The organism is Sphingomonas sp. 22176, from assembly GCF_052045505.1.
In the GTDB taxonomy this organism is placed as follows: domain Bacteria; phylum Pseudomonadota; class Alphaproteobacteria; order Sphingomonadales; family Sphingomonadaceae; genus Sphingomonas.
On record NZ_JBQEPL010000001.1, the window covers coordinates 2,501 to 17,856 of the forward strand.

At 68.6% G+C, this 15,356-nt stretch carries 15 protein-coding genes (1 of these 15 cut by a window edge); 6 read left to right on the forward strand and 9 right to left on the reverse strand.

The genetic code is table 11. The annotated features are described in order from the left end of the window. Positions 1-983, forward strand: the 3' portion of a protein-coding gene (locus ACTJKY_RS00010; protein ID WP_440843331.1) for a lipopolysaccharide biosynthesis protein. 505 nt of this gene lie to the left of the window's left edge; the window shows 983 of its 1,488 coding nt (coding positions 506-1,488); its start codon lies beyond the left edge, outside the window; its stop codon occupies positions 981-983. A gap of 6 nt (positions 984-989) precedes the next feature. Here the strand turns inward: ACTJKY_RS00010 and ACTJKY_RS00015 are convergent, their stop codons facing one another. Next, entirely contained in the window at positions 990-1,418 is a 429-nt protein-coding gene (locus ACTJKY_RS00015; RefSeq protein ID WP_440843332.1) for a CBS domain-containing protein, read from the reverse strand. A gap of 69 nt (positions 1,419-1,487) precedes the next feature. On the opposite strand from ACTJKY_RS00015, the gene ACTJKY_RS00020 reads away from it, so the two are divergent. After that, positions 1,488-1,784 carry a hypothetical protein gene (locus tag ACTJKY_RS00020; RefSeq protein ID WP_440843334.1) on the forward strand — a complete coding sequence of 99 codons (297 nt, stop codon included), beginning with the start codon at positions 1,488-1,490 and terminating at the stop codon, positions 1,782-1,784. 4 nt (positions 1,785-1,788) lie between these two features. Here ACTJKY_RS00020 and ACTJKY_RS00025 read toward each other — a convergent pair whose 3' ends face one another. The 8 genes from ACTJKY_RS00025 to ACTJKY_RS00060 all read right to left on the reverse strand — a co-directional run bounded on the left by ACTJKY_RS00025 (position 1,789) and on the right by ACTJKY_RS00060 (position 10,754). Beyond that, positions 1,789-3,339, reverse strand: coding sequence for a DUF4139 domain-containing protein (locus tag ACTJKY_RS00025; RefSeq protein ID WP_440843336.1), 1,551 nt, complete (start codon positions 3,337-3,339; stop codon positions 1,789-1,791). Positions 3,340-3,343: 4 nt separating this feature from the next. Then, entirely contained in the window at positions 3,344-4,738 is a 1,395-nt protein-coding gene (locus ACTJKY_RS00030) for a DUF4139 domain-containing protein (protein ID WP_440843338.1), read from the reverse strand. Between the two features lie 89 nt (positions 4,739-4,827). Beyond that, a complete protein-coding gene (locus tag ACTJKY_RS00035) occupies positions 4,828-7,185 on the reverse strand; it encodes a TIM-barrel domain-containing protein (RefSeq protein WP_440843339.1) in 2,358 nt (785 codons plus the stop codon). Positions 7,186-7,257: 72 nt separating this feature from the next. Then, the gene (locus ACTJKY_RS00040) at positions 7,258-7,581 is read right to left on the reverse strand and encodes a DMT family transporter (RefSeq protein WP_440843341.1); all 324 of its coding nucleotides are present in this window, start codon (positions 7,579-7,581) and stop codon (positions 7,258-7,260) included. Then, complete coding sequence (locus tag ACTJKY_RS00045) at positions 7,581-8,060, reverse strand: N-acetyltransferase family protein (RefSeq protein WP_440843343.1); 480 nt, start codon at positions 8,058-8,060, stop codon at positions 7,581-7,583. Before ACTJKY_RS00045 ends, ACTJKY_RS00040 begins: the two co-directional genes overlap by 1 nt. Continuing rightward, complete coding sequence (locus ACTJKY_RS00050) at positions 8,057-8,947, reverse strand: DMT family transporter (RefSeq protein WP_440843345.1); 891 nt, start codon at positions 8,945-8,947, stop codon at positions 8,057-8,059. Before ACTJKY_RS00050 ends, ACTJKY_RS00045 begins: the two co-directional genes overlap by 4 nt. Before the next feature lie 57 nt (positions 8,948-9,004). Further along, complete coding sequence (phhA, locus tag ACTJKY_RS00055; RefSeq protein WP_440843347.1) at positions 9,005-9,871, reverse strand: phenylalanine 4-monooxygenase; 867 nt, start codon at positions 9,869-9,871, stop codon at positions 9,005-9,007. A gap of 37 nt (positions 9,872-9,908) precedes the next feature. Next, on the reverse strand, positions 9,909-10,754 hold the full coding sequence (locus ACTJKY_RS00060) for a S1/P1 nuclease (RefSeq protein ID WP_440843349.1): 846 nt from the start codon (positions 10,752-10,754) through the stop codon (positions 9,909-9,911). Positions 10,755-10,854: 100 nt separating this feature from the next. Here ACTJKY_RS00060 and hisS point away from each other — a divergent pair, with 100 nt between their 5' ends. From hisS to ACTJKY_RS00080, 4 genes are all read left to right on the forward strand, one after another. Further along, positions 10,855-12,105: a histidine--tRNA ligase gene (gene hisS / locus ACTJKY_RS00065; protein WP_440843350.1), complete on the forward strand. Its 1,251-nt coding sequence runs from the start codon at positions 10,855-10,857 to the stop codon at positions 12,103-12,105. Then, positions 12,102-13,175, forward strand: a complete 1,074-nt coding sequence (gene prfA, locus ACTJKY_RS00070; protein WP_440843352.1) for a peptide chain release factor 1 — start codon at positions 12,102-12,104, stop codon at positions 13,173-13,175. Before hisS ends, prfA begins: the two co-directional genes overlap by 4 nt. Before the next feature lie 123 nt (positions 13,176-13,298). Further along, the gene (prmC, locus tag ACTJKY_RS00075; RefSeq protein ID WP_440843353.1) at positions 13,299-14,108 is read left to right on the forward strand and encodes a peptide chain release factor N(5)-glutamine methyltransferase; all 810 of its coding nucleotides are present in this window, start codon (positions 13,299-13,301) and stop codon (positions 14,106-14,108) included. 260 nt (positions 14,109-14,368) lie between these two features. Continuing rightward, positions 14,369-15,232, forward strand: a complete 864-nt coding sequence (locus tag ACTJKY_RS00080; protein WP_440843354.1) for a DUF4167 domain-containing protein — start codon at positions 14,369-14,371, stop codon at positions 15,230-15,232. The last annotated feature ends 124 nt before the right edge of the window (positions 15,233-15,356 follow it).

A 15,356-nucleotide genomic window follows, 5' to 3' on the forward strand; every position in this document is an offset into this window, starting at 1 on the left:
TTGCGGGCGCGATCACCGCGCTGACCGGGGCCTATGCCGGCTGGGGTGTGTGGACCCTGGTCGCCGCCCCCATCGTGCTGTTCGCCAGCCGCGCGATCGGCATGACGGTGGCGGCCCGCGCACTGGTGTGGCCGAGCTTCGACTTTCGCGGCGCGGGCGACATGGCGCGCTATGGCGGGGTGATGGCGGCGGGGCAGGTCTTCTGGTTCCTGCAGAGCCAGGCCGACGTGTTCATCGCCGGGCGCATGTTCGACCCGCATCTGCTCGGCATCTATACGACCAGCCTGTTCCTCACCCAGATCTTCGTCTCGAAGTTCGTGCCGCCGCTCAACGAGGTCGCCTTCTCGGCCTATGCGCGGATACGCGACGATCCCGAGGCGGTGGCGGCGGCGTTCGTACGCGGGGCGCAACTGATCCTGCTTGCCGCCATGCCTTTCTATATCGGGCTGGCCGCGACCGCCGAGCCGCTGGTCGCCGTGGTGCTCGGGCCGAAATGGGCGGAAGCTGCGCCGGTGGTGCATGGCCTGGCGCTGGTGATGCCACTGATGACGCTGCAGATCTTGTTCGCGCCCGCCAGCGATGCGCGGGGTCGCCCCGGCATCAGCGCACGCAACGGGGCGACCGGTGCGCTGTTCCTGCCGATCGCCTTCCTGGTCGGCGTGCATTGGGGCATCCTCGGCCTCGTTGCCGCCTGGTATGTCGCCTATCCGCTGTACCTCGCCTTTTCGGCGCACCGCACGCTGCCAGCGATCGGGGTTTCCTATGCGCGGCTCGGCCGAGCGATCGCGGCGCCGGTGTTGGCGGCGCTGGCGATGGGCCTGATCGTCACCCTCGTCGACCGAGAACTGCCGCCGCTCGCCCCCCTGCCCCGGCTGGCACTGCTCGTCAGTGTGGGTAGCGCGAGCTATGGCGCGCTGCTGTTCGCCTTTGCGCGGGAGACGCTCGGCGGCGCGATCGCGCTGGTGCGCAACCGCGCCGGCTGAGCCGCGTCAGGCCGCCTGGATATAGGCGCGCATCGCCTCGGCCTCGGACTCGATGCGATCGATGCGGTACTTCACCAGATCGCCGATCGAGATGAAACCGACCACCGCCTGCCCGTCGATCACCGGCAGATGGCGGATGCGCCGCCGCGTCATCAGCGCCAGCGCGCCGAGCACCGTCTCTTCCGGCCCGACGGTGATCGCGGGCGCGGTCATCACGCGGCCGACCGGGAGCTCGAGCCCGATCGCGCCTTCGCGCTCGATGCAGTGGATCACGTCGCGCTCGGAAAAGATGCCGACGACTTGCCCGTTTTCGAGAACCGGCACCGCGCCGATCCGGCGGGCCGCGAGTAGTGCCACCGCCTCCGCGACGGTGCCGGTCGAGGCGATCGACACGATGTCTCGCCCCTTGCCTTCGAGGATTGCCGCGATGGTCATCGCCTTCTCTCCTTGGCTTTCATTTTTTAGGCGTTGTTTATCCCACGAATCGGCCCAACTTGCAAAGCGATGGAACAGCCCGACGGACTCGATGATCCAGGTTATGCCGCCTTCGCCTGGGGGCGGTTCCGCCGCATCCTGTGGGGGATGGCGGCGGTGGCGGTGCTCGCCGCTGGCGTGGCGGAATATTGGCTGTGGGCGACGATGGGCGAGCTGCACATCGTCACCGCGATCGCCACCTTTCTGGGCGTGTTCTTCACCATCATGATGGCGGCGGCGCTGATGGGGCTGATGTTCCTCAGCTCGGGCAGCGGCCATGACGCGCAGGTGGAAGACCCGCTCAAGGACCAGGTCGACCTCGACTGAAGCCTCAGCGCGCCCGCTTGAGGGTGAGGTCGAGGCTCGCGGTGCCGTTCGCCGGCACGGTTACCCGCCAGGTGGGCACGCCCTTGTGCGAGACGAGCGGCGCGCCGGCCTTGGCGTCGCGATAGGGGATCGGCAGCTCGAAGGTGACGGGGGTGGCAAGCGCGTTGGTCACCTCGATCTGGTAGTTCGCGCGCCGCTTGGAGCCTGGTTTGCCGACCACCGCATAGCGGACCTCGCTGCTGTCGCCGGGGTGCAGCTCGATCTCGTCGCCGATCGCGCGATCCTGGAGCGTCGACTCGCCGAGCAGCACCGGCTGGTCGCCCCGCGCCGCGAACAGCGCGACCGATCCGGCCGGCAGAGGGAGCCCTAGGCCGGCGCTCGTCCGATTCTCGGCGCGCAGGAGGATGGCGGCGGGTTCGCTCTCGGCGTCGCGGTCGGGATCATAGGCGAAGGGCCGAAACGTCCCCGCATAGATCCGCGCCATCTGCACGCGCTCGCGGTGGAGCAGCGCGACCTGCTTGGTGGCGCGCGCGGCGACGCTCACCGGCTCGGGGACGCGATAGAGCTTGAGGTCGCCCAGATCCTCCTGCTCGGCCATCATCACCGGCGCGAACGCGATGCGCGATCCGGTAACGATGATGCTTCCGGCAAGGTCCATCGGCGCAGGTTCCGGCGCTGGCGGCGGCGGCGGGGGCGGCGCCAACGGCGCACCCGGTGCCGGGGCATCGCTGGTTTTCCCCATCGGCCAGCACTCCAGCTGCAAGGCGGTCGCGGCACCGCGCGGCAGCCGCGCGGCCTTCTCCTTGTTGGGCTGGCCGGCCATCGCGCTGGTGCGGGCATCGGCAAAGCCTTGGCTGCCGCCATTCACCACCGTCATCCAGCCGAACAGATCGAGCATATCGCCCTCTCCCAGCTTCGCGACATAATTGGCCGACCAGTCGAGGCCCTGCGCCAGATAGGAAAGCTGCACCGTCACCGTCTGCGCGCGGGGGCTGTTGGTCGTCACCGACAGGGTCGGCTTTGCGGCGAGATCGGCGGGCACGCCCGGATAGACCAGCGCCTCGGGAAGCCCCGAACAGCCCAGCGCCTCCACCCCCTGCTCGGTGGTGAGCAGCACGCCGCCTTCGGGCCCGGCCTGAATCACCGCCTCGCTTTCGCGGACCTTGCCGGTGGCGCGATTGGTGCGCCGGACGGTGACGCGGCGCTTGAGATACGCATCGACCAGCGTCGCCGGGCCGAGCAGCCGGGCGTCGCGATTCTTCTCGCCCACCCCGCGCGGCAGACCGGTGACGATCGCGGTCTCGGGCATCATCCCCTCGGACACGCCGACGAAGCGGATCACCGCCGCACCCGCGGGGAGCTGCAGCGTCCGGGTTTCGGTGACCAGCGCATAGCCCCCGGGCCAGCTTCGCCGGATCGCGCCTTCGCCGCGGTTCGGATCGCGATAGACCGTGACCGCCACCGCATCGGGCTTGTCCGAGACGACGAGCGTCTGCGCCGCCGCCGGCAGAGCGGCGAGCAGCGCGACAACAGCAAAGGCGATGCGGGCGAGCATCGGATCAGTCGCGGCTGTCGAACACCATGGTCACCGATGCCTTGCCATTGGCGGGCACCGGCACCTTCCACTCCATCCGATCGGCCGAGACACGCTCGCCGGCGAGGGTCTGGTCGATCACACGGACATCGCCCCACAGCCCGGTCTGGGCGAGATCGATGGTGACCGGCTCGGTGCGGGCATTGGTGAAGTCGTAGCGCATCGTGGTTTTCCAGCGCCGCGCCGAGAGCTTCTTGCGCTCGACCACCACCGCCGCGCCCTTCACGTCGAACGCCTCTCCCGTGCGGATCGACATGGCCGAGCCCATCGGCGCCGCATCGACCCGGCTCTCGCCGATGAACTGCGGCTCGCCCTTGCGATCGCGCATATAGACGCGGATCGTGCCGCTCGGCAGCTGGTCGCCCAGGCCGCCATTCTTCGACGTCGAGAATTTGAGCACCGAGGACGCGCTGCGCGGATCGGTGTCGGCACCCAGCCAGCCATTGATCCACTCATAGGTCTTGCGCGCCGGGGCGGCCTTCACGTCGAGGAAGCTGACCTGCTTCTGCTGGGCATTGGCGATCGTGGTGCGCTGGGCGAGCGGATAGAAGATATAGTCGCCCAGCCGCTCGCGCGGGCCGGTCTCGGTGCCGGGCTGGTCGATGGTTGCGTCATCTCCTCCGAGCCGGCCGAAAGCCTTCGCGCCGCTGGGCGCCCCGGCAACGAGCGTCACCGCGGCATTCTGGTACGACGTGCCGGTATCGTTGGTGAGCGTGATCCAGCCCTGCACGTCGATCGCGCTCTTGGCCTCGTCGAACAGCATCACATAGTCGCTGGTCCAGCCGAGGCCGGGGGTGAGATAGCTGAGCGTCGCCGGCACCCGACCGCCGCTAGCGACCTGCAGCGTCACCGACAGCGTGGGCCGGGCGCGGAGATTTTCGGGCACCTTGTCGAAGATCACCCGGACCGGCAGGCCGTCGTCGCGCAGCACTTCGATGCGCGGTCCGATCTGGAGCACGATGCCGCCATTGGCCGAGAGCACCCGCGCCTGCTCGCGCGTCTCGGCGCCGGTCGCGGGGTTGGTGCGCACGATGGTGACGACCGAGCCGACCGCCTTTTCCATCAGCTTGTAGGGCGTGAGCAGGTCGTAATCGAAATTCTGCTCGACGATGCCGATGCCGGGGCCGGCGAGCGTCACCGTCTCGGGCCGGATCTTGGCGGAGACGTCGGCGAATTCCTGGCGGGTACGGCCGGCGGCGAGGTCCAGCGTACGGGCGTCCTGCACCAGCGCCTGGCCGTTCTGGTAGATGGTGATGGCAAGATCGCCCTGCGCGGTCTTGTCCGGGGCGGGAAGTTGCTGGGCCTGCGCGAGCGTCGGCCATGCCGCCGCCAAGAGCCACACCGCACGCCGCATACTCATCCTCCCCCTTGCTTGGGAGGATCGTAGCAGATGAGGCGGCCGCCGCTAGTGTTTCCTCCCCCTGGCGGGGGAGGATACGCTCTCTACCTCTACAGCGTTACCACCTGCTGCCGCCCGTCATACACCACCTCGCGCCCGGCCGCTTCGGCGAGCCCGGCACCGACGCCCGGCGCCACCGTCACCACCCGGAACCGCCGCGTCTTCGCCATGCCCGGATAGCGGCCCTGCCGCGCGCCGATCGTCAGCGTGCCGGCCTTGTCATCCAGCGCCAGCGCGATCGTTGCGCGCTCGCCGCGGCGCCAATCCTGGCCGTCGCCGGCATCGTCATAAAGGGTGAAGCGGCCATCGGCACCACGATAGATTCGCAGCTCGATCGGGCGATCGGGGGACTGGTCGGCATATTGGACAGGTGATCCCAGCGGCAGGATCGTGCCCGCCGCGATCTGCACCGGGATCTGCCCGATCGGCGCGGCGACTTGGAGTTTCGCCCCGCCCGCATGGCGGGTGCCGGTCCAGAAATCGATCCATTCGGCGCCGGCGGGCAGATACACCGAACGCGACGTGGCGCCCGGCTCGATCACCGGGCTGATCAGCAGATTGCGGCCGAACAGATATTGGTCGCGCAGATCCTGCGCCGCGCGGTCCTGCGGGAAGACCATGCCGACCGGATAGAGGAACGAGGCGCCGCGGTCCGCCACCTGCCAGCTCTGCGCATAGAGGAAGGGCAGCAGCCGGTAGCGCAGCGCGACCGCGTCGAGCAGCGGCTGGCGGACGCTCTCGGGGAAGCTGTAGACTTCCTTGCCCTCGCCGGTGCCGTGGATGCGGAACATCGGATTGAACACGGCGAACTGCAGCCATCGGGTGAACAGCTCCTGATAGGCGGGATCCTTGGGGCTGCCGCCGAAGAAGCCGCCGATATCCGCCGACCAGAAAGGATTGCCGGTCATCGAGAAATTGACGCCGGCCGGGATCTGCCTGGCAAACACGTCCCACCGCCCGCTGACGTCGCCGGACCAGGTGAAGGCGCCGTTGCGCTGCTGCCCCGCCCAGGCCGAGCGGGTGAGCAGCAGCGGGCGCTTGGCGGCATAATCGGCGGCCATGCCGTCGTGCACCGCGGTCGTGTGCATCAAGGGATAGGCGTTGAACACCTGCGCGCCCGGCCCAGCGGCGGTGTTTACCTCGGCCATCTCGCCCCAATGGCCGCCCAGTTCTGCCTCGCTGCCGTCGAGCCAGTAACCGTCGAACCCGGTCTTGCCGAGCCGGTCAGAGATCTGCTTCCAGTAGAGTGCGCGCGCCTTGGGCGAGAAGGCGTCGTACCAGCGGCCTTCGCCGGCCGGATACACGTTGGGGTAGGTCTTGGGGTAGAGCCCGCCGATCGCGTCGAGCGCCTTGGTATTTTCCAGCCCCACGTCGAGCCGCGGCCAGACCGAGACGATGCTGTGCAGGTTCTGCCGATGCAGCGTATCGAGCATCGCCTTGGGATCGGGATAACGCGCGGGGTTCATCTCATGGCTGCCCCAGCGGCCGGCCGGCCAGTACTGCCAGTCTTGCACCACCGCATCGAGCGGAATGCCGAGGCGGCGATATTCGGCCGCGACGCTCAGCAGTTCGGCCTGCGAGCCATAGCGCTCCTTCGACTGCCACAGCCCCCAGGCCCAGCGCGGCAGCAGCGAGGCGGCGCCGGTGAGCTGGCGATAGGCGCCGATCACCTGGTCGACATCGGGCCCGGCGAAGAGGAAATAGTCGACGCCCTCGCCTGCCGCCGAGCGGAACACGGCCCGGTTGCCCGCCTGCGGCGTATCCACCGCGACCTCGGTGACCGAGGCATTGTTCCAGAACACCCCGAAGCCTGCGGGCGAAACCAGGACGGGCACGCCAACATCGGTATTCGCCTGCTGCAGCCGAACGATAGCGCCGCGATAATCGAGCAGCCCGGCCTGGTGCTGGCCCAGGCCGTAGACCGCCCGCCCCTCAGGCAGGGTGAAGGCGGTGCGTACCGCGCCGTCGGCGTCGGGGGTGCCGCCCAGCTTGCGGCGATAGAGATCGGTCTCGCCGACCAGCGGCTTGTCGTCTGCGCCGAGCAGCGCCACCGCGCCGGTCTTGCGATCGACGCTGATCCGCATCGCCGGGGTGGCGAGCAGATAGCGATCGGGCTGCTGGTCGAGCGTCCACGCCACCTTCGCCGGGTGGCCGATCAGCGCGAGGTCGGGCGTGCGTTCGGCCCCTTCGCGCAGCAGCGACACCCGCACGATCCGGTCGCCCCAGATGGTGAGCGCGAGCACGCCCTGCGCGGTGCGGAAGGTGGCGCCGGTCGGGTTCTGCGCGAGCAGCGTCGCGCCCTCGGCAGCGGCGGCCTGGAGAGGCGCGGCCCGCGCGGCAAAACTCTGCGCAATAGTCGCGGCGAGCGCAGCCCCCAGCAGCAGAAGCGACTTGGCTTTCACAGACATTCTCTCCCCTGACACGACGGTCTTGCCGCAATCTTGTCAGACTAGATCAGACCTGCCTAGCCCGTTGGGGTCTTAGTGCCCGCCGCCTGCCAGCCGCAGCCCGGCGATGCAGCCGACCAGTCCGAGGATTAGCAGCATACGCACCGCGCTCACCGGCTCGCCGAACCACAGCATGCCGACGATCACCGTGCCGAGCGCGCCGATCCCGCCCCACACCGCATAGGCGGTGCCCAGCGGCACGGTGCGCGAGGCCATCTCGAGCAGCGCCATCGACACGGCGATGCAGCCGAGAAAGGCCAGCGTCCAGGGGATGTTCCGAAAGCCGTCGGTGAAGCGCATGCAGGTGGTGAAGCCCACTTCGCACAGCCCGCCAAGCAGCAGGTAGATCCAGCCCATCAGCGCCCGGCCAGCTTGGCCAGCGCATCGCCGGTCACCCGCTGCACCGTCCATTCGTCCATGCCAACGGCCCCCATCGCGCGGTAGAAATCGATCGCCGGCTGGTTCCAGTCGAGCACCGACCATTCGAACCTGGCATAGCCGCGCGTGACGGCGATATCGGCCAAATGGCGCAGAAGCGCCTTGCCGACGCCCGCACCGCGCGCGGCGGGAGTGACGTACAGGTCCTCCAGATACATGCCGGGCAGCCCGGTCCAGGTGGAGAAGTTCTGGAAGAACAACGCGAAGCCGAGAGGGGCGCCATCCGCATCTTCCGCGATCACCGCTTCGGCGGCCGGGCGCGGGCCGAACAGCGCGGCTTCCAGCATCGGCTCGGTCGCGAGCACGGCGTCGGGCTCGCGCTCGAATTCGGCGAGTTCGCGGACGAAGCCGAGGATCTGGGGCACGTCGGCGGGCGTGGCGAAACGGATCTGGGTCATGCAGCGGCCTCGGTCTGGGGAGCAGGCGCCACGCGGCCGCGGATCGCGGCCAGGCACCCGAGGATGATGAGCAGCGCGCCCGCGACCGTCCAGGCCGAGACGCGCTCGTCGAACACTACATAGCCGAGCAGCGCCGCCCAGACGAAGGCGGTATATTCCACCGGCGCCAGCACCTGCGCCTCGGCATGGCCATAGGCCCAGGCGAGCAGCACGGCGGAGACCGAGCCGACCAGCGCCGCGCCGAGGATCCAGGGCCAAAGGCTTATTGAAGGCATTGCCGAGAACCACGGGGCACCGGGCAGCATTACCAGCGCGAGGACGAGGCTGGTGAACAGCGCGACCTCGATCGGATCGGCGATCTGGGCCTGGCGTCGCAGCAGGATCAGGCTGCCGGCATAGAGGATCGAGGCGGCGAATACCGCGATCGAGCCGAGCACGACCTCGGTCGAGGCATGGGCCTGCGCCTGGCCGGCGGCGATGGTCAGTACGCCGAGGCTGGCCACGAGCGAGCCGCCGATCGCCGCGCGACGGATTCGCTCGCCGAGAAAGGCGGCGGCGAGGAACATCGCGATCAGCGGCGCGAGAAAGGTGAGTGCAATGCCCTGCGCCATGGTGACGCGGGCGAGCCCCCAGAAGAACAGCACCACCGAACTGCCCGCCAGCACGCCGCGGGCGAAATGCAGCTTGAGCGCCTGGGGGCTCGGCCAGGGCGTCCGCCGCAGCAGGAAAATCGGCCCGAGCAGCACGATCGCCCCAACCGAGCGCCACAATACGGCGCTATAGGCACCATGCGCGATCGACATGCCCTTCATCACCGCATCCATCACCGAATAATTGGCGATTCCGAGCGCGGCGACGAGAAAGGCAAGGCGGGGCGAACCGGACATGGAGGGTCGGGTAGCGGGCGGGGTTTCAGATTGCGAGCCCCTTCAAGCGCTTCCGCTTCAGGCCTTCCCTGCCGCGTACGCCTGCGTCCCCCGCGTGATCACCCCGTCCCCCGGCAGGATCGCCGCGATCGGGATATCCGGCTGCGCGAGGATCTGGGCGTAGAGCGGCGCGAAATCGGTCTCCAGCGTCTCGTGCAGCAGCGCCTCGAAGCTGGGGATCACGAAATAATTCTGCTGGAAATCGTCGATGCGATATTCGGTCTGCATCACCCGCTGCATGTCGAAGCGGAGGCGGTTGGGGCTGTCGCTCTCCAGCGCGAACACACTCTCGGCCGAGCTCGACACGATCCCCGCGCCATAGATGCGCAGCCCCTCGGCCTCCTCGACCAGCCCGAACTCGACCGTGTACCAATAAAGCCGGCCGAGCTGCTTGAGCGCCCCCAGCTCCAGCGCGCGCATGCCGCCACGGCCATAGGCTTCGAGATAATCGGCGAATACCGGATCCGCGAGCATCGGCACATGGCCGAACACGTCGTGGAACACGTCCGGCTCCTGGATATAGTCGAGCTGGTCCGGCCGGCGGATGAAATTGCCGGCGACGAAGCGGCGGTTCGCCATGTGATCGAAGAACACGTCGTCCGGCACCAGCCCCGGCACCGCGACCACCTGCCAGCCGGTGAGCTTCATGAGGCGTTCGGACAATTCCTCGAAATTGGGAATGCCCGATTCGGATAGGCGCAGCGCCTCCAGCCCCTTGAGATAGGCCGAGGAGGCGCGCCCCGGCAGCAGTTTTGCCTGGCGGGCGAACAGCTTGTCCCAGGTGGCGTGCTCTTCCGCCGTGTACGCGGCCCAGTCCTGCGGGATCGTCCAGTCCGCCGCCGCGCCCTCGGGCGGCCTCTCCAGCACATGCGTTTCTTTCTTCATGGACGGGATATAGCAGCCCGTCCGAAGGAGCGAAACGTCAGCCCAATGCCTCGTCGAGCAGCTTGGCCAGCCGCAGCCCGCCGCGCACCACCTGCTGGCGGGCGATCGGGACCAGCTTGGCGATCGTCGCCTCGTCGAGATGCGCGGGATGGTCGCCCGGCGTGCACACCGCCTCGCCCACCGCGCTAGGGTAGACCACGTCGCGCGCGACCTGCCAGCTCTCCCGGCTCCAGTCCGCGACGCTGCCGCCCCACACCGCATTGCGCTCGGCCGCGCTATAGGTGCGCACCGGCGAGGGCGGCTGCGAGATCCCGCGCTCGGCGAGATAGCCGTCCCACACCGAATGGAGGTTGAGCTTGGCGCTGGTGAAGGCGCCATAGTTGGTCTTCACCTGGTTGCCGCCCAGATCGCTATGGTCGCCCGCGTGGAGCGGCTGGTGGAGATCGCCGACGAAATGGACGAGGAACACCAGCGCCATCACCCGCTCCCGCACCGGCACCTTGCGGTCCTTGAGCAGCTTCACGTCGCGCTCGATCTGCGCCGACACACAATTGCCGTCGCGGCACGGCGGCTTGAGGTCGAACGGCTTGCAGATGTCGATATTCTGATAGTGCCAGGAATAGGCATAGCTGAAGCGCGGCCCGAGCGTCTTGACGCAGTCCGCCCACACCGCCGCCTGTTCGATCGTGTTGGCCGGGCAGGTCGGCGTCTCGAGCAGCGCCTGCCGCTTGAGCAGCGCGTCGATCTTGGCGCGCACCGCGGGCGTCACGTTCTTGTAGGCGATCGCGCCCACCGTCTCGTGGCCATATTCCCAATAGGCGGAAGCGGGCGAAGCGGCGCCGAAGCCAAGCAACGCGGCGAGGATACACAGGATGCGACTCATGGGGCACGCCCTAGGCTCGCCGCGCGTCCGCATCAACATGGCGGCACTTCCCTCACCCACATTGCGGCGCGCTCCAAACCGGCCTAATAGCCGCGCCCAAATGGCACGTATCCAGACCCCCCAGCGCATCCGGGGCACCCAGGACATTTTCGGTGAAGACCAGCGGCGTTTCGCCGCGGTGCTCGAGAAGTTCGACCAGGTGCGCAAGCTCTATTGCTTCCAGCGGCTCGAGATCCCGATCTTCGAGGCCACCGGCGTGTTCGCCCGCTCGATGGGCGAGACCTCGGACGTCGTCTCCAAGGAGATGTACACCTTCGAGGACCGCGGCGGCGATTCGATCACGCTGCGCCCGGAGTTCACCGCCGGTATCGCCCGCGCCTATATCAGCGAGGGCTGGCAGCAGTTCGCGCCGCTGAAGGTCGCCACGTCCGGCCCGGTGTTCCGCTACGAGCGCCCGCAAAAGGGCCGTTATCGCCAGTTCCACCAGATCGACGCCGAGATCCTCGGCGCGCCCGAACCCGCCGCCGATGTCGAGCTGCTGGTGCTGGCCGACCAGCTGCTCAAGGACCTCGGCATCGCCGAGGGCGTGACGCTGCAGCTCAACACGCTGGGCGACGCCGCGACGCGCGACGCCTGGCGCACCGCGCTGGTCGCGCATTTTGAGGCGCACAAGGCGGAGCTCTCCGAGGACAGCCTGGCCCGTCTCGAGAAGAACCCGCTGCGCATCCTCGATTCGAAGGACCCGCGCGACCGCCCGATCGCCGACAGCGCGCCGGACATCGACGCCTATCTGACCGACGAAGCCGCCGCCTTCTTCAAGGCGGTGACTGACGGGCTGGATGCCGCCGGCGTCGCCTGGACGCGCAATGCGCGGCTGGTGCGCGGGCTCGATTACTACCGCCACACCGCGTTCGAGTTCGTCACCGACCGGCTGGGTGCGCAGGGCACGGTGCTGGCCGGCGGCCGCTATGACGGGCTGATCGGCTCGCTAGGCGGTCCCGAGACGGCAGGCGTGGGCTGGGCGGCAGGTGTCGAACGGCTGGCGATGCTGATCGAGGAGCCCAAGGCAGCCACGATCCAGGTCTATGTCGTGGTCGAGGATGATCGCGTGCAGGCAGACGGCGTCCGCGCCGTTTCCGCGCTGCGTCGCGCCGGGCTGGCAGCCGAGTTGCTTGCCACGGGCTCGCCGCGCAAGCGGTTCGACAAGGCGATGAAGAGCAACCCCGATGCACTGCTGTCGCTGGCCGTGACGGACGGCGCCACCTCGAAGCGGCTCAAGGTCAATGCCGGCGATGCCGCCGCGATCGACGCGGTGTTGGCCGGCATCGCCTGGGGCGGCCCGACCGAATGACCCGTATTCCGCCGGACCGCATCGCGGCGATCGAGGCGCGGCGCGACGAGTTGCAGGCGCTGATGGCGTCGGGCGAGCTCGGCGGCGATCGCTTCGTCCAGGTCTCGAAGGAATATGCCGAGATCGAGCCGGTCGCGGTCGCGGCGGGCAAGGTCCGGCAGTTGCGCGCCGAGGGCCAGTCGCTCCAGCAGATGACGCAGGACGCCGATGACGAGCTGCGCGCGATGGCGGTGGAGGAACTCCGCGCCAACGAAGGCACGCTCGCCGACGCCGAACGCAAGCTGGCGCTGGCGCTGCTCCCACGCGATTCGGCCGACGAGCGCCCCGCGTTGCTCGAAATCCGCGCGGGCGTGGGCGGTGACGAAGCCGCGCTGTTCGCCGGCGATCTGCTGCGCATGTACCAGCGCTATGCCGACCGCGTGGGCTGGCGGACCGAGCTGATCTCGGCCAGCAGCTCGGAAGCGGGCGGCTACAAGGAAGTGGTGATCGGCATCACTGGCACCGGCGTGTTCGCCAAGCTGAAGTTCGAGAGCGGCGTGCACCGGGTGCAACGCGTGCCGGCCACCGAGGCGGGCGGGCGCATCCACACCTCCGCCGCCACCGTCGCGGTGCTGCCCGAGGCCGAAGAGGCCGACGTGCAGATCGACGACAAGGATCTGCGCATCGACATCTACCGCGCCTCCGGCCCCGGCGGCCAGGGCGTCAACACCACCGACAGCGCCGTTCGGATCACCCACTTGCCCACCGGCATCGTCGTGATCCAGCAGGACGAGCGCTCGCAGCACAAGAACAAGGCCAAGGCGATGAAGGTGCTCCGCACCCGCCTGTACGAGGCCGAGCGCGAACGGCTGGCGGCCGAGCGCGTCGGCGCGCGGCGCTCGATGGTCGGCTCGGGCGATCGCTCGGAGCGGATCCGGACGTATAATTTCCCGCAAGGGCGCGTGACCGACCACCGGATCAACCTGACGCTGCACCGCCTGCCCGAAATCCTGGAAGGCGAGCTCGACGAACTGGTCGGCGCGCTGGTCTCGCAGGACGAGGCCGACCGGCTTGCCCAGCTGGATGGCTGAGATGCTCCCTTCAGTTCCCCTCCCTCTCGCGGGAGGGGCTAGGGGAGGGACTGACGTGGAAGCGATGCTGTGACGTCGGGCCAAGAACCGCCATCCCTTCCCCCTCCCGCCAGCGGGAGGGGAGTGCGCGCCGCTATCGTGGAGGCGACCCGCCAGCTCGAAGCGGTGTCCGACACCCCCCGGCTGGACGCCGAGCTGCTGATGGCCCACGCCCTCGGCACCACCCGCGACAGGCTCCTGCTCGGCCGGCTGAACGACCCCGCGCCCGAAGCCTTCGCCGCACTCGTCGCGCGCCGCCTGACGCACGAGCCGATCGCCTATATCACCGGCACCCGCGCCTTCTGGACGATCGACCTCGCGGTCGGTCCCGGGGTGCTGATCCCGCGCCCCGACAGCGAGACGCTGATCGAGACCGCGCTCGCCTGGTTCGGCGGCCGCGCACCGTCGCGAATCCTCGATCTCGGCACCGGCCCCGGCACGCTACTGCTCGCCGCGCTCGCCGAATGGCCTGAGGCACAGGGAGTGGGCGTGGACGCGTCCGAGACCGCGCTCGGCTATGCCCGGCGCAATGCGGAAGCGCTCGGCATGGCGGACCGCACCGACTTCCGCCTGGGCGACTGGACCGCGGGCATCGAAGGCCGTTTCGACCTGATCCTCGCCAATCCACCCTATATCGGGACGGAAGAGCCCCTCCCCCCGCAAGTGCTCGACCATGAACCGGCGGAGGCGCTCTTCGCCGGCACGGACGGGCTCGACGACTATCACCGCATCGTGCCCGCCCTCCCCGCCCTGCTCGCCCCCGGCGGCGCGGCCGTGATCGAAATCGGATGGACGCAAGGCGATGCAGTTTCTTTGCTCGGCCAGGAACAGGGCCTGTCTTCAAGCGTCTATAAAGACATGGGTGGAAGGCCGCGCGTGGTCCGGCTGACTTGAAACTACCCGCAACCGTCACATATTTGTGCTTGGAGATTGGTACGCCAGCGGCTAGAAGAAGGCCGGGGCGAGGCACCTTCAACCAAGTTGTTGAGATAAAGGGCTGAGGCCCGACTCCATGGTCATGTGTGCCGCTGCAGTCCGGCGGCCATGGCAAGCGGTAGGCGCTGGGATACCCCGGCACCTCCCGCGAACGTAACCCTGCATCCGGAACCTCGATGGATCGACGTACGGCTTTGTAAAGACAGGACACAAAGACCTTGATCAACAATCGTCAGGCCGGCCGCCGTCGCGGCCGGGGCGGCCAGCAACAGCGCCAGGGCGGAAGCTCGAACAATCAGGGCAATGGCAGTCGCATCGATAACCGTGCCCGTGGCAACGCCGCGCAGTTGCTTGAGAAATACAAGAATCTAGCGCGCGACGCTCAGATGCAGGGCGATCGGGTCAACGCCGAATATTATCTGCAGTTTGCCGATCATTATTTCCGCGTATTGAACGAGAACCGTTCGCGCTTCGAAGAGCAGAACCAGCAGCGTCGCCCGCGCGAGGAATTCGACGGCGACGAGGAAGAGTTCGAGATGGAAGGCGAAGCCGGCCGCGAGGACGAGGGCGACGCCCCCCGCCAGCAGCAGCCCCGTCGCGAGCGCGAGCCCCGCTACGAGCGCGAAGCACGCGAACCCCGCACCGATCGTGAACCCCGTGGCGAGCGCGAACCCCGCGGCGACCGCGAGACCCGCGAACCGCGCGCCGAGCGTGAGCCCCGCGAAGCACGCGCGGAGCGCGCGCCCCGCGAGCAGCGCACCTATCGCGAAGACCGTCGCGAGCGCACCGACGGTGCATCGAACGGCCATGCCAACGGCAATGTGATCGAAGCCGCGGCTGCCGAGGCCGCGCCTGCGTTCGAAGCGCCCGTTGCCGAGGAACAGGCCGAAGCACCCCGCCGTCGGGGTCGCCCCCGTCGCGAGGCGCCGGTCGAAGCAGAAGTGACGCACGGCATCGACGTTGCGATCCTCCCTCCGGCAATCGGTGCGGATCCCGCCCCGGCCGAGGACGAGGAAGCCCCGAAGAAGCCCCGCCGTCGCCGCACCACCAAGAGCGACGAGGCAGAGGCCCCCGTCGCCTGAGGCACGGGATACCGGCAAAGAAAAAGGCCCGTTTCCGAAAGGAGGCGGGCCTTTTTCGTATATGCCGAGGCCCGCGAACGCGGCCCCGGTCGGCGCGCCCTCCCCCGGGCGGGAGAGGGCGTGG

What these genes read in the sequence shown, in the direction of transcription:
- ACTJKY_RS00060 (WP_440843349.1), bottom strand. Translation starts at nt 10,754, where the DNA reads ATGAGTCGCATCCTGTGTATCCTCGCCGCGTTGCTTGGCTTCGGCGCC.
- ACTJKY_RS00040 (WP_440843341.1), bottom strand. Translation starts at nt 7,581, where the DNA reads ATGGGCTGGATCTACCTGCTGCTTGGCGGGCTGTGCGAAGTGGGCTTC.
- ACTJKY_RS00030 (WP_440843338.1), bottom strand. Translation starts at nt 4,738, where the DNA reads ATGAGTATGCGGCGTGCGGTGTGGCTCTTGGCGGCGGCATGGCCGACG.
- phhA (WP_440843347.1), bottom strand. Translation starts at nt 9,871, where the DNA reads ATGAAGAAAGAAACGCATGTGCTGGAGAGGCCGCCCGAGGGCGCGGCG.
- hisS (WP_440843350.1), top strand. Translation starts at nt 10,855, where the DNA reads ATGGCACGTATCCAGACCCCCCAGCGCATCCGGGGCACCCAGGACATT.
- ACTJKY_RS00035 (WP_440843339.1), bottom strand. Translation starts at nt 7,185, where the DNA reads ATGTCTGTGAAAGCCAAGTCGCTTCTGCTGCTGGGGGCTGCGCTCGCC.
- ACTJKY_RS00045 (WP_440843343.1), bottom strand. Translation starts at nt 8,060, where the DNA reads ATGACCCAGATCCGTTTCGCCACGCCCGCCGACGTGCCCCAGATCCTC.
- ACTJKY_RS00025 (WP_440843336.1), bottom strand. Translation starts at nt 3,339, where the DNA reads ATGCTCGCCCGCATCGCCTTTGCTGTTGTCGCGCTGCTCGCCGCTCTG.
- ACTJKY_RS00015 (WP_440843332.1), bottom strand. Translation starts at nt 1,418, where the DNA reads ATGACCATCGCGGCAATCCTCGAAGGCAAGGGGCGAGACATCGTGTCG.
- prfA (WP_440843352.1), top strand. Translation starts at nt 12,102, where the DNA reads ATGACCCGTATTCCGCCGGACCGCATCGCGGCGATCGAGGCGCGGCGC.
- ACTJKY_RS00020 (WP_440843334.1), top strand. Translation starts at nt 1,488, where the DNA reads ATGGAACAGCCCGACGGACTCGATGATCCAGGTTATGCCGCCTTCGCC.
- ACTJKY_RS00050 (WP_440843345.1), bottom strand. Translation starts at nt 8,947, where the DNA reads ATGTCCGGTTCGCCCCGCCTTGCCTTTCTCGTCGCCGCGCTCGGAATC.